Source organism: Klebsiella terrigena, from assembly GCF_012029655.1.
GTDB classification, from domain to species: Bacteria; Pseudomonadota; Gammaproteobacteria; order Enterobacterales; family Enterobacteriaceae; genus Klebsiella; species Klebsiella terrigena.
Map to the genome: position 1 here is coordinate 1,998,585 of NZ_CP050508.1, position 19,144 is coordinate 2,017,728.

The following is a 19,144-nucleotide window of genomic DNA, read 5'->3' on the forward strand; positions in this document are numbered from 1 at the left end:
GGAACCGACTTCCTTTGTTACCCATTCTGATAACTTAAGAGGTTGTTCGGGTGTGGCAATATTTCGGTATTCATGGGTTTACGCCTTTATCTGACAGAGGTACTTTTGAGTTACCTGTTTTACCTGACAACCTTCACGATCGCAGCGTGCCTGTGCGGTGTGGTGCGTCAACTGACACACGAAAACACCGTCTCTATGGGTTCTGGTTTTAAAAGTCATCCACCACTACGGAAATTCAATATGCTGCAGTCTTCATCCCTTCGCTTCAGGGTGGCGGTTATCCTCCGGGCCTGCATGGCACTCACCACTGCTGCCATTGTGGCCATCAGCGCAGGTTCCCCACTGGGCACCTTCCGTGAAATCATGTCCAGTCCGGGGTTATACATTGATCTCTTCTTCCTGCTGCTCCTGATTTTTACCTTGTGGAATGTTGCCTGTGTTTTCGTTGACGGAGGTCCCCTGAGCGGAGCGATTAACGGCCTCATACTCTGGATCGCTGCAGGCGCATTCGATGTGATGGATGAAATAGTCAGTCAACCGCGATGGGTGGGCTACTTCTGCGAAGATTTGTTAAAGCTGTCCGGAATGCTTCTCACCGTTATTAGCGTCTATTGCATCATCATGCGGATGAATTCACGTTTTTCCGTGGTGCAGACCAGCGCCCTGCATGATGAACTCACCCGGCTTCCGAATCGGCGTTATTTTGTGGAAACCCTCAGCAGCACGACCAGTACACAGCTGTCCATGATGATCATCGATATTGATTTTTTCAAGCACATCAATGACCGGTGGGGGCATGATGCCGGTGATGGTGTTTTGTCCAGATTCGGCGGACAGCTGGCGGGTATCAGTGGGTCTGCACTGAAAGTTTTCCGTATCGGTGGAGAGGAGTTTGCGGTAATCGGCGAGGGGCTTTCCCGGTATGAGGTGATTCGCTATGCAGAATCCATCTGCAGGAATGCACGGAACATCAGACTGGATGATGGTCAGGGTATCTCCGTCAGTATCGGGGTTGCTTTCCTGAAAGTTGGGGAAAGCCAGCAGTCGTTAATGAAATAAACCGACATGGCGCTCTACCGGGCAAAGGAAAACGGGCGAAACAGAATTGAGTTGGCCGGCAATGAAAGGTCTGTATCTTAACCCTGTTCAGATATCCTCCTGACATTAAGGTAATTTCCACCCTTTCGCAGCCTGTCAGTGTCAGTCGTAAGATACACAGGAATATAGTAATCGAAGAGTTTTGCATTAGATAAAAATGTGATTTACATGACAAGTAAACTCTCTATAATCGCCGAAAATTAAGCTATCCGATTCGACGGCAGGGATGAGATGTCACCCTGCCGTTTTTTTATGTGCCACAGCGATTTATCGCTGATGTGCAGCGCCAGGCCACAGCACCAAGATATCGTTGTGGCCAGCGTACAGAGGGTCAAATGGCTTCTGCGGACGCCGAGACTGACGCTGCAACCCATGAACCCTCCTGGTCGCCGATTCATGTCTAATGAGATGTATACGCGCGACTCTCTCAATACGTTTAACGCCGAGCCGGCAAGGTCAAAAGACTCCGCAGCGCTGATCGGCGCGATGAAAAAGCATTACCCTAAGAGGCACTGCCCGCGTCAATTGAGCTCAGGGCCAGGTTCGCTTTATGCTCAGATCGGACCTTTTGCCCAGTGAGTCAGTCAGCTCCGTGCCAGAGGCGGACATTGCTAACAACACGTTGTATTCATCAATTAATAGCGGCCGATTCACTATCGCTATTTATGCATCAGCCTGGTCAGCATCTCGCAGAAGGCCTCGCTTGCTGGATTAAAGCGGTGTTTATTCAGGCGTAGCAGGCAATCAACCGACGGCAGAGGCATCAATTTTTCAAGTTCATACACGTTACAAATCGCTTTCTCAACGCTGTATTGATTGAGTATTCCCACCCCCAGACCCGTGGTTATCGCCGCAAGCATACCTGCTACTGAAGGACACTCCAGCATCACAGAAAATGGAATTTTTGCCTGCCGAAGTTTCTCCTCAGCCAGGTTACGGTAATAGCAATCCGGTCCCCAGGTAATAAGCTTCAGGCTCTTATGCGATTCATGCCGCCAGGCAGGTGTTGCGTACCAGTATAATTTTTCACTCCACAATACCTTATCTTCCGGCGATGCCGTGCCCGTGAAATCCTGATGTAAGATGATGTCCAGGCTTCCTTCAGAAAAATGCTGACGCAGGAGATGACTTTGTTCCACCACCAGTTGTATATCCACCTCGGGATGATGGTGAGTGAAGGTTGAAATGACCCCGCATACTTCGGTCATTGAGATATGTTCAGTGACCCCAATTCGCAGCTTGCCACGTAGTTCCGAAGGCGAAAAATAAGCCACGGCATGATCGTGTTCAGTGAGTATTTTTTCCGCATGGCGTAGCAGAACGCTGCCCTTTTCTGTCGGAACGGCTTTTCCGGCGATGCGCGTAAGTAGCTGGCATTGAAGTTGATCTTCAAGCCGTCTGAGCTTCCAGCTTACTGCGGACTGGCTCAGATTAAGAAGTAATGCAGCCTTACTCATATTGCCCGTTTGCACCACGGTTCTGAATACTCTGAGTGCATCAACAGAGAGTCGTTTATTCATTTTTGTATGACAAAAGTGGGTTTACGGCTGGAAATAATGTCACTGGTGTCATATTCAGTCAACGGATAGCCTGACAGAAACAAGCACAACGGAGAAAGTTAATGCCCGATAACAACCCATTACTGAATGAAGACGTTTTGATAAAAGGTTGTCGTATTGCGACCGGGGTCCATGGTTCAGGTACACCTCTGGTGCTGGTTCATGGCACTCCCGCACACTCGGTGATCTGGCAGTCACTAGTGCCGGTATTTGTCGATGCGGGTTTTCATGTTCACCTGTATGATCTGCCAGGGTTTGGCGCATCAGAGCGCCCGTTGACGGCTGATACCTCGGTTGCCGCACAAGTCGGTTTTCTGTTGAAACTTCTTGAACACTGGCAGCTCGAAAAAATACATCTTTTTGGTCACGATATCGGCGGGGCAATTTCACTCAGACTGGCATTCGACAACCCATCCCTGCTGAAGACGCTTACGATTGCCGATATTCCGAGTTACAACTCCTGGCCTTCGCCCACATGGAAAGATATGCGGGATAACTATGCGGATTATGCGCTGATCCCTGCCACTGAGCATTATCGCGCGATGTCTCGCCAGTTAAAGATGGCTGTTTTTAATAAGCATCTTATGACAGAGCAGCGGCTGGAAAGTTATCTCGCGCCGCTTTGTGGCGTGGTGGGACAGCCCTCATTTTATCAGCATCAGGTTGTGCATTATAATGCCTGTTACACCAGCGACTTTGCAGAAAAATTGCCGCAACTTCAGCTGCCTGTACAGGTTTTATGGGGCGCCGAAGATGAATGGCAACCCGTTGAGTATGCAAGGCGTTTGCAGCGCGACATCGTCTCCTCCACGCTGCATATCTATAAACAGGCCGGACACTTTTTAATGGAAGATGCCCCCTTGCCTGTCGCCGCACAGGTAATTGATTTTGTTAATCAACATAATATGAGGTAGAGCCATGATCCTGATCGGAATGCTGGATTCACCCTATGTCAGACGGGTTGCTATTTACATGAAAGTATTGGGTATTAAATTCGAGCAACGGACTCTTTCGGTGTTCAACGATTTTGATGCGTTAACAAAAATCAATCCAACCGTTAAAGTTCCAACGCTTATCACAGATGATAATCAGGTGCTGATCGACTCAACATTAATCATTAATTACCTTGAAAAGTATTCCGGTCATTCGCCTGCACCCACTTCAGCGTCCAGAGCGGAAGAACTAAGGGATCTGCATCTTACCGGATTCGCCCTGGCAGCCTGTGAAAAAGCGGTGCAGATTGTGTACGAACAGCGTCTCAGGCCGGAAGAAAAACAGCATCAGCCCTGGTTGGATCGGGTAACTCAACAACTTCATGGTGCCTGGCAGACGCTGGAGAACGGGCTGCGGGAAAGTCATCCTGATATTCTGTCCGTGGCAGGTATCAGTATCGCAGTAGCCTGGAGTTTTACAGAATTGATGCTGCCGGATACCGTCAGCCGCACGCTGTATCCGGAAGTAACCGGGTATACATTGCAGGCCGAACAGCGGCAGGAATTTTTGGCAACACCTTTGAGTTAGAGAGGGTGGGTAGCGTCTCACTGATGCAGTATCGGTGTAAGCGAAACACTGACTGCATTAGAATCAGGCTCTTGCAAAAGGTGACTTTATGGACACCAATCAAATTTTTATAGATAAGACTAATAACCCTTAATAACCAAATAAAGGACGCTAAACCTTAACATCTGCTTTTTGCTCATAATGGGCTATGCCCTGCGCACATGTCTGCTCTTTGCAAAAAGAGGACGAAGGATTTCTTCCGGGCAGCCACACTCCCCAGAAGATCAGAAGATACCTATATTAATCAATGAATTATAGACGTTTTAGCAGAGCATGGCTTGTTTGATCCTGAATAGATTTGCGGCATGATTCAGTTCAAATGAGCCTTAAGAGCGGCCAAAGAGAAATTTAAAAGTCTTGCATAAGATCTGACACGATTTCTGCGGCCGGACGGACTGATTTGATTACTGAAATCCCCGTACCAGTGGACACTACGCCTTGATCAAAATTTCCGAGCCTCATGGCTTGCCACAAAGAATGGTATCCGTTCATTGCCTTAAACATGGTTTCACGATCGGTATCCTGCGCTTCTAATTCCTCTAGTGTGGGACTTAAATCAGTGGGTAAGGTGCGATAATAAGCAGGCAGCGTACGAAAAAGCAGTAGATCTTCAGCGCTTGACTCTACAATCAGGCGTTTGACTTTCTCATCGGCAGGATTTTCAAGCGCCGTCAAAAAGAGACTGCCAACATATACACCTTCCGCCCCTAACGCGATTGCGGCACGTACACCGCGCACATCACTTATACCGCCAGCTGCGATAACCGGAATTTTCACACAGTCCACAATCATTGGCACTATGCTGAATGTACCAATCACACGGGTTGGTACAGTCCCACCTTCGTCAAAACCTGTTGCAATGATGATGTCGGCGCCTAATTTCTCGGCCTCTTTTGAATTAGAGACGGTGGGCGTCAGGGCGCGGTAAAGCATTTTTATGCGGTTGTGTTTGAAAAAATCAAATATTTCGGCATCCAGCACTTCGTTGATAAGCACCACCTCCACGCCTTCCTCAACGAACATTTCCGCAGTTGGTCGCCAGAAGCTCATATCAGGCCCGTTAATTAACGTTACTGCAAAAGGATTATCCGTTAACTGTTTTACTTTTCTGATCTCCTGGCGCATACGGTCCAGAGCTGTATAACGCGAGCCCGGAAGGCTATCTTGCCCGGCATGCGGCCCCAGAGTGCCCATGCCTCCGGCATTTGAAACGGCAGCGACGAGTTCAGCATTGGTAAGAAAATAAAGTGGAGCCTGTATGAGTGGGTAGCGGATATGTAAGAGTTCAGTGATGCGATTATTCATTTCACGTTCCTGCGCAAATAAGATGGGAAAAATTTTATCCTTTGCAAAATGGAATGGAATCACCAAAAATAAACAGATGATGCCCAAATATGGAAAGTAAAGTGGATTTCAACGCAACGAAACTGTTCATCTCGGTGGTTAATGCAGGAAGTTTTTCTGCAGCCAGTGAAAAAATGGGAATGCCGATCTCAACTCTGAGTCGAAAAATTAATGAGCTGGAGCAGGCGTTGAACGTGCAACTCCTGGATCGCTCACGACAGGGGGTTAAGCCAACTTATAAAGGACTACAGTTCTTTGAACAGGCTCGTCTGGGTGTCGAGTTGCTGGAGGATGCACAAAAATCTGTAACCTCAGCCCATAAGTTACAGGGCAAACTCCGTCTGTCTGTGCCTCCTAATTTCTCACTATGGTGGGATTTACTGCTCGAGTTTCAGCAGCGTTATCCCGATATCCAAGTATTTTGTCATTCGAGCGAAAGAGTCGTTGATTTGTTTGAGGATGGCGTCGATGTTGCGCTAAGAATGGGCAGCTTAAATACGGACGATGTGATTGCTAAAACTATTATGAGAGTGGAAACATTGTTTGTGGCAAGTCCCAAATTATTAGCGCGTTACGGCACACCAACGACCCTGGCTGAAATGGCCCGGCTTCCCGTTGCTGCCTGGGAAACGCTGAATCATGGTTTTTTTGAATGGGATTCTGGCTCAGAAAAAGTCAAGTACGAGCCATTTTTTTCCACCAATAATATTCATGGATTAATTCATTATGCTCTGAGTGGTATGGGCGTTACCCGGCTGATGGATTTCTCAGCCAGGCCCTGGCTGGAAAGCGGCGAACTGGTACAGCTTTTGCCCGGAATCGCCAGACAAACCATGCCGCTGAACCTTGTTTACGCTCATCGTAAACATCCTTCAGCGCTCGTGCGGGCTTATCTGGATTTTTGTACTGAATGGGTGGGAAAGCTGAAGTAGTACTTCCACAACAAGGCCCGCTTTTCGCTCATAACAGGCCTAATCCTTTTCCGTGGATACTTCTGTATGAGAAGCCGACCTCACACTTTCGATTTATGCAGAACCGTTTACCTGAAGATGCTCATGTACGGTTTAACAATTTCTCCGAATTGAAGCCAGAAAAATGCCGTACCAGTACAGATTGATACGGCTATTTTTGTGGTTTAATTTGTCAGAGGGGTTATCCCATTGTGCAACTGATTTCCTTCCCACAAATATAAGGTGGGGCATACGCTTTCCGGCACATATCCAGATAATCCGACCACCACTGCATCATCGCTTTACGTGCATCGAGATATTCTGCTTTATGGATGTAAGCCGCTCGAACGCTATTGCGTTCCTGGTGACTCATCTGCCGTTCAACCGCATCCTGTGCCCACAGGCCAGACTCCATCAGGGCACTACAGGCCATTGCCCGAAACCCGTGGCCGCAGATTTCATCTTTTGTGTCATAGCCCATCAGGCGTAGCGCCTTGTTGACAGTGTTTTCACACATCGGTTTATACGGATTGTGATCGCCGGGGAATACCAGCACCTGATGACCGGATATTTCCCGTATCTGTTTCAGGATGGTGATGGCCTGACGGGAGAGTGGAACGATATGTGGAGTACGCATTTTTGCACCTCGCTCGGAGTAGCGGACACCGGGGATGGTGTCGCGAGTGGCAGGAATGGTCCAGATTCTATTTTTGAAATCGATCTCGGACCAACGGGCGAAACGCAGTTCGCTGGAACGGATGAAAAGGTGCAGGGTGAGTGATACAGCCAGGCGGGTTAACTCTCGTCCTTGCTGGTAGTCCTCAATGCGAATCAACAGTTCCGGCAATCGCTCCAGCGGAAGGGCAGGGTAGTGGCGTTTAATGGGAGGGGCGATGATACCGTCCAGATTTGCTGCCGGATTGTGCTCTATCAACTCCTGATGTACGGCATGACGCATGATGTTGCACATATGCTGCCGGGTACGTGCTGCGACTTCCAGCAGACCTTTTTTCTCAATCCCTTTCAGAAGGTCGATAAAGTGACGAGGTTTCAGTTCAGCTATCGGCAGGTGTCCAATCACAGGAAATATATGATTGTTCATGCTGGCAAGCAGACGGGAGGCGTGGTTCTCTGACCATGTACGGTTGCTTTTATGCCAGTCCAGTGCCACATACTTGAAAGTTTTTCCTGGCGAGGTAGTGGCTCTTCCAGCAGAGCGCTGTTGTGCTGGATTGATATTCTGCGCCAGCAATTTACGGATGCCGTCACGCTGTTGACGAGCATCAGCCAAAGACACGTCAGGGTAGGCGCCTAAGCCAAGGCGAGATTCTTTTCTATTGATACGATATTTGAGATACCAGAGACGTGAACCGCCTGGATTAACCAACAGGTACAGACCATGGGAATCGGAAATTTTGAAGGGTTTAGCGGATGGTTTTAAGCTGCGGATTTTTGTGTCGTTAAGAGACATTTGGGGGTCACTCCGTCATCGAACCAACATGACCCCAAATCTGACCACCAAATTCTCCCGATGCGGAGGGAAAACTAAAAATGCATCGGGAATATTTTTCACACTAACTTGTTGAATCTAAATCGTATAAAGATTCGTGAAGATGCATGAAAACATAAATTTGGCTCCTCTGACTGGACTCGAACCAGTGACATACGGATTAACAGTCCGCCGTTCTACCGACTGAACTACAGAGGAATCGTGTGAACGAGGCGCATACTACTGGCCCCGCATTTTTGTGTCAATACTAAATTTAACTAACTGATTCAGATGGCTAAATTTAGCTCAACTCGTTGTTTTAGTGCACAGTGCGCGCGTCGTCCGCATCCTGGCGTTCATTATCACGTAATCTCTGCAGCGGGTCCTGGCGGTAAAACTGACAAAAACGCTGCCAAAGCGCTGGAAAACGCGGGGCGAACAGCTCGGGTGCGCTAAAGAAATATTCTGACAGAACGGCAAAACATTCCGCCGGGTCGGTCGCGGCGTAGGCATCAATACTGGCGGCGCTCTCGCCGACCAGGTCAATCTCATCCTGAATGTTGTTCATCGCCGCGTGGAGATCGTGTTCCCAGCCGGCAACCTCGCGTAAAGGTATTAGCGGCACGCCGCTGGCGCGATCGCCGTTGCGGGTATCAAGCTTATGCGCCACTTCGTGCACCACGAGGTTAAAACCCGATGCATCGAAGGAGTCCTGAATATCCAGCCAGTTAAGAATAATGGGCCCCTGCTGCCAGCTTTGTCCGGATTGCACGACCCGCTGGTTATGGACCAGGCCAATATCATCCTCCCACTCATCGTCGACGACGAACGGGGCAGGGTAGATAAGCACCTCGTGGAAACCGTCCAGCCATTCGATGCCGAGCTCGAGAACCGGCAGGCAAAATAGCATCGCGATGCGCGCGCTTTGCAGCGGAGTCAGCTCCAGCCCCTGCAGGGCAACCAGGCGTTTTTGCTGTAAAAAGCGCGCCGACATCTGCACAAGCTGCTGCTGCTCCTGTGCGGACAGGTTGGCTAAAACGGGGATGGCAAGCGCCTGCTCCCAGGGGATTTCCACACTGCCGGACTCTTCGTTTGCTTTCCAGGGCCATTTAAACATCATATTGCTCGCAAAGTCGTCACTTGAACGTAATTAAAGAGACAGGAACTATTAAAATGCCAAAGAACCTGGCATTATAGCAACCACTACAGCGGAGAGATGCCGGAGCGGCTGAACGGACTAGTCTCGAAAACTAGAGTAGGGGCAACTCTACCGGGGGTTCAAATCCCCCTCTCTCCGCCACTTCATCTTTCTATCTACCTGATTCAAAATCCTTTAATTAAATCCCTGCTGTTCAGAATACCGTTACCTGTGCCATCTGATGCCGGCGTTTGCTGGACGGAATTGAACGTTTATCAGGTGCTCATAAGCTATCACTTAGCGATTGTTCAAGGTAGCAGTTTGCCAGTATCTCCTTCATTTTGTGAACTAAGTCGTGTGGCGCCCGCCAGGGCAGCACTCATTTAAAAATGTGCCACCACCGGCGATTGCGCATTAGGTTATCTCTGAATTTACTCTCGGTCGGCTGCTCACAAAAAAGCCCGCGCAAGGCGGGCTTAGGTGAGTGAAATCGCATCAGAACTGATAGATGATGCCGAGCGCGAACTGGTTGTCAGTCGCCGCGCCGGTGACAGCGCGATCTTTCTCGTCGAGAAGGTTGAACTTATAGGCGGTGTAGACGTTGAAGTTTTTGTTGAAATAGTACCAGGTACCGAGCTCAACGTAGTTCATGATCTCTGCATTGCCGCGCCCGTCGTTACCGAGATCCTGACCTTTCGCGTAGACGTAGCCCAGGGAAGGGCGCAGACCGAATTCGAGCTGGTACTGAACGACGGCTTCAATGCTCTGCGTTTTATTGGCGATGAGGCTATTTTCCATCGGCAGCATATTGCGGGATTCGGCATACATCATGGCAGCATAGAGGCTATTGGCATCATATTTCGCCGCGATGCTCCAGACTTCAGCCGTTTCGCCTTTGCCGTCGGCGGCCTGTTCGTCAGTTCGGTCGGAATTACCGTAGGCGGCGGCAAAGCCAAATCCGTCGAGGCTGTACTCAACGGACGCGCTGTAGCCGTCGCCGTTGGCTTTCAGACGATTGCGGTTGGTATTTTTACCCTGGTACTGAAGAGCAAAGTTCAGCCCATCTGACAGGCCGAAAAAGTCAGTATTGCGGTAGGTGGCAACGCCGTTGGCGCGGCCGGTCATAAAGTTATCGGTATGCACCAGACCGTCGCCGCCCCACTCAACCAGCATATCCGTGTAGCCTGCGGCGTCGTATACCGCTCCGTAGTTGCGGCCATAATCAAATGAACCGTAGCTGGCATATTTTAAGCCGGCAAAGGCCAGACGGGTCGCGCTGCCCTGGTCGCCCTCTGGTCTGTTAGCTTTCATATTATATTCAAACTGACCATAGCCGGTCAGCTCGCGGTTGATCTGCGTTTCACCCTTAACGCCGAACCGCGCGTAGGAGGTATCTTCAGAGTTGCGGTTGCCTTCGTCGGTATCGGTCATAATATGTTCGCCGACCATTTTGCCGTAGAAATCGACTTTATTACCGCTTTTATTATAGATTTCCGCTGCGCTCGCGGCTCCAGCCATTAATAAGGACGGCACCAGAATTGCCAGTACTTTTCTTTTCATTATATATTCCCTTTTATTTATAATTAATGTGAATGTCAAAAAATCTTTCTTAATGCAAAATAAATACTATCTGCGAAGGTTCATTTTTATTTAAATTTAAAATGTAAGTAAATTATATCTAATATTACAAAATGTTTCTTATTGATTCTTTATATTAATAAATTATCGGTTGTCGGTAAGCTATATTTCCGGGTTATTGTCTTTTATAACAATGTATTATTAGAGTGTGTGGGTGAATTCATGCTCGTGATGAAATTTCTAATGTTGATGTTTGGGCGTTACTGATGTGTTCGGCCGATAAATATCGTTTCTGTGCACAAAATAATTGCGCAAAGAGAGAAGCGGTAACGGGGAAATATTAAATCGGCGGTTAACGGGAATACCAGGGCAGGCGCGAGGGGCCATATTATTTACCGGCAGCTGGTGAGAGACGATGCGGGCGACTTCGATTGCTCGCTGAACCTCTCCGGACGTTACGGATGCCTGACGGCAAACTTCACTGTATAATGTGACTGAAATCACATTTTTGTTTCAGGTGACGTTTCGTTCCTGAGGAAAGGAGGGCAGTTAAATGGAAGAGAAAGCGAAACGGAGTCCCGGGGGCAAGCTGGCGCTATGGGCTTTTTACGCCTTCTGTGGCTATTTCCTGTGGGCGATGGTGCGCTACTGGTGGGTTGTCGGGCATATTCAGAGCGTCCCCGGAGCGGGTATTGACGGGGATCTGGGTTCAACGGCGGGCAAATGGCTGGGTGCGCTGCTGGGCTTTCTTGTCCTCGGCGTCGTCGGGTTACTCCTTGGGACAATCGCCTGGTATACGCGGCCTGATGCTGGTAGCTATGAACATCAGGATTAAAGTTGCTATGCTCGCAGCCTACCTTCTCTCAGAGGAAAGCGCATGGAACTGGTTGACTGGCAGCAACGATTTGAAGCCTGGCTGATAGGGCATCACCCGCAGGGCGACTCCGCTCACGACATTTCGCATTTTCGTCGCGTGTGGGGCACCGCCCAGCGGCTGGCCGCCAACCGGCAGGTTGACCACCTGGTGATCCTCACCGCCTGTTACTTTCATGACATTGTCAGCCTGGCAAAAAACCACCCCGACCGCAGCCGCTCGTCGGTGATGGCGGCGCAAAAGACGCAGAGTATTCTGCACTCCTCTTTTGCCGATTTTCCCGTCGACCGCTATCCTGCCGTACTCCACGCCATTGAGGCGCATAGCTTTAGCGCCGCTATTCCTCCGCTGAGCGAAGAGGCGAAGATTGTCCAGGATGCCGACCGGCTCGAGTCCCTGGGGGCGATTGGTCTGGCGCGCGTTTTCGCGGTCTCCGGGGCGCTGAATAATATCCTGTTTGATGCTGACGATCCTTTTGCCGATAGGCGCGAGCTGGATGACCGCACCTACGCGCTGGACCATTTCCAGTGCAAGCTGCTGCGCCTGCCTAAAACCATGCAAACCGCTGAAGGGAGAGCGATGGCGGAACACAACGCCCGCTTCCTGGTGCAGTTTATGGCGAAGCTCAGTTCAGAGCTGCAGGGGGACCCTACCGCGCTGGATGAGGCGGTTTTGCGCCGCTTTGACCCACAGGCTTAAAACTGCCTGCGCTATTTGTGGTAATCTCTGCGAAAATTGTCCAGCTGGTTGAGGTTATGCCGCAAAATTTATCTAAGGAAAATCCCCCGTCTTTGCCGGTAACGCAGGCCGGGGAAGACGCGCAGGCGTTATTGCGCCAGCTGATGGCAATATATGATGTGAAAACGCTGGTGGCGCAGCTGGTTGCCGTTGGGGAACAGCACTGGAGCCCGGCGATACTCAAGCGCGTCGCCACGGTGCCCCGGGCGGCCAGCCGCTTAGGCCATCGGGAGCGCGCGCATCTGGCATCGCTGCTGCCGCGGCCGCCGGCACACCATCCGAATTATGCTTTCCGCTTTGTCGATCTGTTTGCCGGTATCGGCGGCATCCGCAACGGCTTTGAAGCCATCAACGGGCAGTGCGTTTTCACCAGCGAATGGAATAAGCACGCGGTGCGCACCTACAAAGCGAACTGGTATTGCGACCCCGAGCAGCATCGCTTCAATGCCGATATCCGTGATATCACCCTCAGCCATCGTCTTGATATCAGCGATGAAGACGCCGCGCGGCACATTCGCGACACGATTCCTCAGCATGATGTGCTGCTGGCCGGCTTTCCCTGCCAGCCTTTTTCCCTCGCCGGGGTATCGAAGAAGAACGCCCTCGGACGCGCCCACGGCTTTGCCTGTGAGACGCAGGGCACGCTGTTTTTCGATGTCGTCAGGATTATAGCGGCCCGGCGGCCGCCAATCTTTGTGCTGGAGAACGTCAAAAACCTGAAGAGCCACGACAAGGGGCGAACGTTCAGCATCATCATGCAAACCCTCGACGAACTCGGCTATGAGGTCTCTGATGCCGGGCATAGCGGGGCGGACGATCCCAAGGTTATCGATGGCCGCAACTTCCTGCCACAGCACCGCGAACGCATCGTGCTGGTTGGCTTTCGTCGCGACCTGCAGCTGCACGAGGGGTTTACCCTGCGCGATATCTCCGGGCTTTACCCGGCCCAGCGCCCGACGTTTGGCGAGCTGCTCGAGCCGACGGTGGATGCCAAATTTATTCTTACTCCGGTGCTGTGGAAATACCTGTATCGCTACGCGCGTAAACACCAGGCGCTGGGCAACGGTTTCGGCTATGGGCTAGTCGACCCGCGCAACCCGCATAGCGTGGCGCGTACGCTGTCGGCTCGCTACTACAAGGATGGCGCCGAAATTCTGATCGACCGCGGCTGGGATCGCCCGCTGGGCGAGAAGGACTTTGACGATCCGCAAAACCAGCAGCGCCGTCCGCGCCGCCTCACGCCACGCGAATGCGCGCGCCTGATGGGCTTTGAGTCCCCGCAGGGATACCGCTTCCGCATTCCCGTCTCCGATACTCAGGCGTACCGCCAGTTCGGTAACTCGGTGGTGGTGCCGGTGTTTGCCGCCGTCGCCAGGCTGCTGCAGCCGCGAATTGCGCAGGCGGTGGCCCGCCGCGATCCCGAGGATGATGATGATGGACGTTCACGATAAAGCCACCCGCAGTAAAAATATGCGCGCCATCGGCACATTCGATACGGCGATAGAAAAACGACTGGCCGGACTGCTCACGCAGGCCGGTTTTTCTTTTACCGCTCAGGAGGCCACGCTGCCGGGGCGCCCGGATTTTGTGGTCAACGATTACCGCTGCGCTATCTTTACCCACGGCTGCTTCTGGCATCATCATGACTGCTACCTGTTCAAGGTGCCGGCAACCCGCACGGCGTTCTGGCTGAATAAAATCGACGGCAACGTGACGCGAGACCGGCGGGACGAGGCGCTGCTGCTTGAGCGGGGATGGCGGGTGCTGATCGTCTGGGAGTGCGCGCTACGCGGGAAGAAAAAGCTCAGCGATGAAGCGCTTAGCGAACGCCTGGAGGAGTGGATCTGCGGCGGCGGCCACCGCGCGCAGATTGATACTCAGGGAATCGGGCCGTAGCCTACTTTTCAACCTCGCAGGGCGTGGCTTCGCTGCGGGCGGGGAACAGATACTTGCCGAGCGTCACCAGCACCACCGCAAAAATAATAACGCCGAGCGCCGTCCACTCGGTCAGCGACAGGCTCTCCCCGGCGAACCCGGTGCCTAATAACACCGCGACCACCGGGTTAACGTAGGCATAGCTGGTGGCAACGGCGGGGGTGACGTTACGGATCAGGTACATGTAAGCATTAATCGCAATCAGCGAGCCGAAGATGGCCAGGTAGGCGACGGCAATAATCCCCGACCATGAGGGCATCTGCGTCAGCTTTTCCCCGGTCAGGGTAGAGGCGACCATCAGCACAATTCCCGCCGCGAGCATCTCAACCGCGCCGGCCATCATGCCGGTGGGCAGCTCAATTCTCGAGCCATAGACTGAGCCAAACGCCCAGCTCATGGAGCCGATCAGGATCAGCAGCGCGCCCCAGGGATTGCCGCTTAAATTACCGCCGCTGTTGAGCAGGATAATACCCGCCAGGCCGATGGCGATGCCCAGCCACTCGATTTTACGCGTGGCGATGCCGAAAAAGCGGCTAAAGCACAGGGTAAATAGCGGGACGGTGGCGACCATCACCGCCGCAATACCGGAAGGCACGTGCTGATGCTCTGCCAGGGTGACGAAGCCGTTGCCAACGGCAAGCAGTAGAATGCCGATCAGCGCCGCGTTAAGCAGCGGTCTGCGCGCCGGGAGCCTGTGGCCGGTAGCCAGCAGATAGACGATGAGCAGCCCTCCGGCAGAAAGGAAGCGAATACCGGCCATCATCAGCGGGGGCCAGCTGGCAACGCCAATGGCGATAGCAAAGTAGGTGGATCCCCAGATGATATACAGCGCAAACAGCGCCCCGATAAGCGGTAATAACTGGCGGGTAGACATACGTCCTCACGACGGTACAAAAATAGGAAGGGGGCATATAGTAAACGTGAAAACTACCTCGCTGGCGAGCGCTTTAATTACCCGGTGATTGTTAATTTTTTGTTGACTATTTGCTTTGCTGGGCGAGACGCGAATTTTGCCCCATACTCTATGTTTAATAACCATAAAATGAAGGAATGGTATTTTGGCGGGAAGTAGTCTTTTAACCTTGTTGGACGATATTGCCACGCTGCTCGACGATATCTCGGTGATGGGTAAGCTGGCGGCGAAGAAGACGGCGGGCGTGCTCGGGGACGATCTTTCCCTCAATGCCCAGCAGGTGTCCGGCGTGCGGGCGAACCGCGAGCTGCCGGTGGTGTGGGGGGTGGCGAAGGGGTCGCTGGTCAATAAGGTGATCCTGGTTCCGCTGGCGCTTTTAATTAGCGCATTCATTCCGTGGGCGATTACGCCGCTGCTGATGTTTGGCGGGGCCTTCCTCTGTTTTGAAGGCGTCGAGAAGGTGCTGCATAGCCTGCAGGCCCGCAAACACAAAGAGGACCCGCAGGCCCGGCAACAGCGTCTGGCGGCGCTGGCCGAACGCGACCCGCTGGCATTTGAGCGCGATAAGGTGAAAGGCGCCATTCGTACGGACTTTATTCTCTCCGCCGAAATTGTCGCGATTACCCTCGGTATCGTGGCGGATGCGCCGCTGCTAAACCAGATAATGATCCTTTCCGGGATTGCCCTGCTGGTGACCGTTGGCGTATACGGCCTGGTCGGCATTATCGTGAAGCTGGACGATATGGGCTACTGGCTGGTGGAGAAAAGCAGCGTGCTGGCCCGCGGGGTCGGCAAAGCTTTGCTGGCGGTGGCGCCTCGGCTGATGAAAGTGCTGTCGATTGTCGGGACGCTGGCGATGTTCCTGGTCGGTGGCGGCATCGTGGTCCACGGCATTACTCCGCTGCACCACGCGGTGGAAAATCTGGCCAGCGGCATGTCCGGGTTCACCGCTTCGCTGCTGCCGACGGGCGTAAACCTGGTGCTGGGCTTCATCATTGGCGCCGTGGTAGTGGCGGGCGTGAAGGCCATTTCCTCGCTTCGTCGTGCGGTAAAGTAAATCCGTCGGCGGTTATGCAAAATGTCTCAGCTTCGTCTAAGGTGAAACAGTTTCTCCCGGATTACGGAGCGAAAAATGGTATGGTTCATCAGCGATGAAGTCAGGCGGAAAAGCGGCGGGCCGCGCATGGTTGTGACCGGTTTTGCCAACGGCATGGTTGAATGCCGGTGGTATGACGGCTATGCCGTTAAGCGAGAGGCGTTCCGTGAAGATGAGTTGGTTCGTGGGGGAGGGGGCGCGGAATAGCTCTCCTGATCCCAGTAACGCCCGGTCTATACCGGGCGTTTTGTCATTGTATGGCCTGGCTTTCCGACAGGGAGCGTTGATGGCGTTTGTTTCTATGATGGTACTGCGAGAGCACAATGAATAAGTCGCTGTGGGGGAGAAAACTTCGCCGCCTTTCGAGCCCGGGACACGTGGTAAATTTTTGCTTTGTTGTGGTGCTATTTTTTTCTACCCTGCTGATATGGCGAGAAATAATGGTGCTGGAGGAGGCGTATGTCGATAACCAGCACAACAATCTCGAAAACGTCGCCCATGAAATGGACGGCCTGCTGCAGTTTAATACCGACCGAATGATCTTTTTCCGCAACGGGATGCAGTCGGCGCTGGAAACGCCGCTAGATTTTATGATCCTGCGTAAGGCCGAGCAGGAGTACATCAGCAAGCGCCATGAAGCGATATGGTCGGTGGCGTTACACAATCGGCGTACGCTGCCGGTCTACGGCGTGTCCGATGCTTTCATCGACAAAGATCCGACCCTGTCCCGTGACAATACCCTTTCCGGCAACGAGCTGATGGCTACGCTAGAGCTGGGCTATCTGCTGCGCCTGACCAACAATAACCGCGGCTTCACCGAGCGCATGCTGTACGTATCGCGCAGCGGCTTCTTTGTTAGCACCGAAGCGCTAACAAACACCACCCAGGCGCTGGCGCTTTATAGTGCTGCCACCCGCTCCCCGTGGTTTACCCGTCAGGCCCAGCGAACGAATCCCGGACGCGGCGTAGTCTGGCAAACCTTTCCCGAGGAGGGCGCGCTGCGCGATGCCCAGGTGGTGACCGCCTCCGTACCGCTGGACTTCCGCCACTACTGGCACGGCGTGCTGGCGATGGACTTTTCGGTTCGCGAAATGAAGACTTTTCTGGTAAACGCGGCGAAGGGCGGACAGGACGGCGAGTATCAGCTGTACGATAACCGGCTGAACCTGATTGCCTCTTCCGCACCGGGCAATGTGCTCACTCTGCTCTCGCCCCGCGAGCAGGAGACGCTGAGCTACGCCTTCTCGCACGATAACAAGGGCGGCATTCGCCTGTTAACTCGCTACATCAGCTGGGAAAAACTGAATAATTTTGATGGCGTCCTGCTGCGTATCCACACCTTGCAGGAAGGGGTCCGCGGTGAGTTTGGATCGATTACCATCGCCCTGATGCTGATGTGGCTGCTGTTTACCTCAATGTTGATTATCTCCTGGCTGGTTATCCTGCGCATGGTGCGCAATATGAGCGAGCTGCAAACGTCGCTGGAGTGGCGGGCCTGGCACGACGCATTAACGCGGCTGCTAAACCGCGGTGGGCTATTTGAAAGAGCCATTGCCGCTGCCGGAGAGTGCGAGCGCGGGAAGCGCCCGTTCGCGGTGATCCAGCTCGATCTGGACTTCTTCAAGCGGGTGAACGACCTGCACGGTCATCAGTCCGGCGATCGGGTGCTGTCGCTGGTTGCCAGCACGATAGCCAGCAACATCCGCGAAGGCGATCTCGCCGGGCGCGTGGGCGGGGAGGAGTTTTGCGTGGTCATGCCGAATACCACCCTGCAGGAGGCCACTGCGATAGCGGAGCGTATCCGCGTTCGCATCAACAGCCGCGAAATACTGCTCTGCAACAACACGAGCCTGCGCATCAGCGCCTCGCTGGGCGTCAGCAGCAGCGAGGATCGCGCGGAGGTTAACTTTGAAAACCTGCAGTCGATAGCCGATCGGCGGCTCTATCTTGCGAAACAGAGTGGCCGCAACCGGGTCTGTTCTACGGGATAAGCGCCCGAAGCTGGCCGTCTTCATCCGTTCAGCGCGGCGTGACAAAGTGCTGATATGAGATTTATCTTAAAAGATGGCGGGAGTGAAACACGATTTATAGCGCAGCGGCATCAACGAAGCCTTCTGCCACCTGGGTTATCCAGGGGCCCGGCGTCAGTGACTATGTGTCTCAATTATTTTCTTCATCAATAGCTCTTGTCATGCAAAATAATTGAGGATAATGTTTTCCACGCATCGGATCTCCCGGTGTAACGAATTTTCAAGTGCTTCTTGCATTAGCAAGTTTCATCCCGACTCCTGCGAGTCGGGATTTTTTTCGCCTGCGCCTAGCGGTTGACTTCGGTGACGCTAAAGTCGTGGATATCGAGCTCAAAGGCTTCCGCTAGCTCACGCCAGGTATGGTAATCGCGACCATCAATGCTCACGTGATGGGGATCGTCGCGGGTGCGCTGCACTTCGCTTTCGCTAATCTCATTAATTGCCGCCAGCAGGGCGTCAACATTGACGCTACCCCCGCTGCTACCCGAACTGCTCTCTTTGGCGGATTTCATCATCGCTACCTCGCTTGGCTCCGACAGTGCCTCTTCAAGTATAGACGGTCTATAAAAACAGCGCTCATCGGGCGGGACGCTGCGCATCCGGCGGTTTTGTTCTACACTGGCTCAAAAATAGAGGAGACGAGTTATGCAGGTGAACGATCGTGTCACGGTGAAGACCGACGGTGGCCCACGTCGATCGGGGGTAGTACTGGCAATAGAGTCGTTTAGCGAAGGAACAATGTATCTGGTTTCGCTGGAAGACTATCCGCTGGGGATCTGGTTTTTCAACGAGAAAGGGCATCCGGACGGTGTCTTTGTTGAGAAGGTCGACTAGTCTGTCTG

The 19,144-nt window shown here is 52.7% G+C and carries 19 protein-coding genes, 2 tRNA genes and 1 pseudogene; 14 read left to right on the forward strand and 8 right to left on the reverse strand.

What is annotated here, in order from left to right:
- Window positions 1-105: 105 nt before the first annotated feature.
- Window positions 106-1,059 (forward strand): GGDEF domain-containing protein, encoded by a 954-nt coding sequence (locus HCK03_RS09360; protein WP_228283771.1) that lies wholly within the window; start codon window positions 106-108, stop codon window positions 1,057-1,059.
- Between the two features lie 321 nt (window positions 1,060-1,380).
- Window positions 1,381-1,496 (forward strand): annotated as a pseudogene (locus HCK03_RS26540) (peptidase); the annotation flags it as partial.
- Between the two features lie 261 nt (window positions 1,497-1,757).
- On the opposite strand, the gene HCK03_RS09365 reads toward HCK03_RS26540, so the two are convergent.
- Entirely contained in the window at window positions 1,758-2,618 is an 861-nt protein-coding gene (locus HCK03_RS09365) for a LysR family transcriptional regulator (protein WP_167691472.1), read from the reverse strand.
- 101 nt (window positions 2,619-2,719) lie between these two features.
- On the opposite strand from HCK03_RS09365, the gene HCK03_RS09370 reads away from it, so the two are divergent.
- Complete coding sequence (locus HCK03_RS09370) at window positions 2,720-3,571, forward strand: alpha/beta fold hydrolase (protein ID WP_228283772.1); 852 nt, start codon at window positions 2,720-2,722, stop codon at window positions 3,569-3,571.
- Between the two features lie 4 nt (window positions 3,572-3,575).
- Window positions 3,576-4,178 carry a glutathione S-transferase gene (locus HCK03_RS09375; RefSeq protein ID WP_167691473.1) on the forward strand — a complete coding sequence of 201 codons (603 nt, stop codon included), beginning with the start codon at window positions 3,576-3,578 and terminating at the stop codon, window positions 4,176-4,178.
- 387 nt (window positions 4,179-4,565) lie between these two features.
- Here HCK03_RS09375 and HCK03_RS09380 read toward each other — a convergent pair whose 3' ends face one another.
- Entirely contained in the window at window positions 4,566-5,522 is a 957-nt protein-coding gene (locus HCK03_RS09380; RefSeq protein ID WP_167691474.1) for an NAD(P)H-dependent flavin oxidoreductase, read from the reverse strand.
- 89 nt (window positions 5,523-5,611) lie between these two features.
- Here HCK03_RS09380 and HCK03_RS09385 point away from each other — a divergent pair, with 89 nt between their 5' ends.
- Window positions 5,612-6,493 carry a LysR family transcriptional regulator gene (locus tag HCK03_RS09385; protein WP_228283773.1) on the forward strand — a complete coding sequence of 294 codons (882 nt, stop codon included), beginning with the start codon at window positions 5,612-5,614 and terminating at the stop codon, window positions 6,491-6,493.
- 220 nt (window positions 6,494-6,713) lie between these two features.
- Here the strand turns inward: HCK03_RS09385 and HCK03_RS09390 are convergent, their stop codons facing one another.
- The 3 genes from HCK03_RS09390 to mtfA all read right to left on the reverse strand — a co-directional run bounded on the left by HCK03_RS09390 (window position 6,714) and on the right by mtfA (window position 9,120).
- The gene (locus HCK03_RS09390; protein WP_167691475.1) at window positions 6,714-7,982 is read right to left on the reverse strand and encodes a tyrosine-type recombinase/integrase; all 1,269 of its coding nucleotides are present in this window, start codon (window positions 7,980-7,982) and stop codon (window positions 6,714-6,716) included.
- Between the two features lie 161 nt (window positions 7,983-8,143).
- Window positions 8,144-8,219, reverse strand: a tRNA-Asn gene (locus HCK03_RS09395).
- Window positions 8,220-8,319: 100 nt separating this feature from the next.
- The gene (gene mtfA / locus HCK03_RS09400; protein WP_166793740.1) at window positions 8,320-9,120 is read right to left on the reverse strand and encodes a DgsA anti-repressor MtfA; all 801 of its coding nucleotides are present in this window, start codon (window positions 9,118-9,120) and stop codon (window positions 8,320-8,322) included.
- Window positions 9,121-9,210: 90 nt separating this feature from the next.
- Between mtfA and HCK03_RS09405 the strand changes: the two genes are divergently transcribed.
- Window positions 9,211-9,300, forward strand: a tRNA-Ser gene (locus tag HCK03_RS09405).
- Between the two features lie 333 nt (window positions 9,301-9,633).
- On the opposite strand, the gene HCK03_RS09410 is transcribed toward HCK03_RS09405, so the two are convergent.
- Window positions 9,634-10,698 (reverse strand): porin, encoded by a 1,065-nt coding sequence (locus HCK03_RS09410; RefSeq protein ID WP_115192362.1) that lies wholly within the window; start codon window positions 10,696-10,698, stop codon window positions 9,634-9,636.
- A 571-nt stretch (window positions 10,699-11,269) separates the two neighbouring features.
- Here HCK03_RS09410 and drpB point away from each other — a divergent pair.
- From drpB to HCK03_RS09430, 4 genes are read left to right on the forward strand one after another with little or no spacing between them, the layout of a single operon-like run.
- Entirely contained in the window at window positions 11,270-11,551 is a 282-nt protein-coding gene (gene drpB / locus HCK03_RS09415; protein WP_041146287.1) for a cell division protein DrpB, read from the forward strand.
- Between the two features lie 42 nt (window positions 11,552-11,593).
- Entirely contained in the window at window positions 11,594-12,289 is a 696-nt protein-coding gene (locus tag HCK03_RS09420; protein ID WP_041146286.1) for a phosphohydrolase, read from the forward strand.
- A gap of 56 nt (window positions 12,290-12,345) precedes the next feature.
- Complete coding sequence (locus HCK03_RS09425) at window positions 12,346-13,779, forward strand: DNA cytosine methyltransferase (RefSeq protein ID WP_123551855.1); 1,434 nt, start codon at window positions 12,346-12,348, stop codon at window positions 13,777-13,779.
- Window positions 13,760-14,224, forward strand: a complete 465-nt coding sequence (locus tag HCK03_RS09430) for a very short patch repair endonuclease (protein WP_143716200.1) — start codon at window positions 13,760-13,762, stop codon at window positions 14,222-14,224. Before HCK03_RS09425 ends, HCK03_RS09430 begins: the two co-directional genes overlap by 20 nt.
- A 1-nt stretch (window position 14,225) precedes the next feature.
- On the opposite strand, the gene yedA is transcribed toward HCK03_RS09430, so the two are convergent.
- The gene (yedA, locus tag HCK03_RS09435) at window positions 14,226-15,137 is read right to left on the reverse strand and encodes a drug/metabolite exporter YedA (RefSeq protein ID WP_041146285.1); all 912 of its coding nucleotides are present in this window, start codon (window positions 15,135-15,137) and stop codon (window positions 14,226-14,228) included.
- Between the two features lie 184 nt (window positions 15,138-15,321).
- Here yedA and HCK03_RS09440 point away from each other — a divergent pair, with 184 nt between their 5' ends.
- The 3 genes from HCK03_RS09440 (at window position 15,322) to dgcQ (ending at window position 18,263) form a co-directional block, all read left to right on the forward strand.
- Window positions 15,322-16,233, forward strand: a complete 912-nt coding sequence (locus HCK03_RS09440) for a DUF808 domain-containing protein (protein WP_167691476.1) — start codon at window positions 15,322-15,324, stop codon at window positions 16,231-16,233.
- Window positions 16,234-16,308: 75 nt separating this feature from the next.
- Window positions 16,309-16,479 (forward strand): YodC family protein, encoded by a 171-nt coding sequence (locus HCK03_RS09445; protein WP_071844949.1) that lies wholly within the window; start codon window positions 16,309-16,311, stop codon window positions 16,477-16,479.
- Between the two features lie 116 nt (window positions 16,480-16,595).
- Complete coding sequence (gene dgcQ, locus HCK03_RS09450) at window positions 16,596-18,263, forward strand: cellulose biosynthesis regulator diguanylate cyclase DgcQ (RefSeq protein ID WP_041146283.1); 1,668 nt, start codon at window positions 16,596-16,598, stop codon at window positions 18,261-18,263.
- A 326-nt stretch (window positions 18,264-18,589) separates the two neighbouring features.
- On the opposite strand, the gene yodD is transcribed toward dgcQ, so the two are convergent.
- Complete coding sequence (gene yodD / locus HCK03_RS09455) at window positions 18,590-18,814, reverse strand: YodD family peroxide/acid resistance protein (protein WP_041146282.1); 225 nt, start codon at window positions 18,812-18,814, stop codon at window positions 18,590-18,592.
- Between the two features lie 133 nt (window positions 18,815-18,947).
- On the opposite strand from yodD, the gene dsrB reads away from it, so the two are divergent.
- Window positions 18,948-19,136 carry a protein DsrB gene (dsrB, locus tag HCK03_RS09460; RefSeq protein WP_041146281.1) on the forward strand — a complete coding sequence of 63 codons (189 nt, stop codon included), beginning with the start codon at window positions 18,948-18,950 and terminating at the stop codon, window positions 19,134-19,136.
- The last annotated feature ends 8 nt before the right edge of the window (window positions 19,137-19,144 follow it).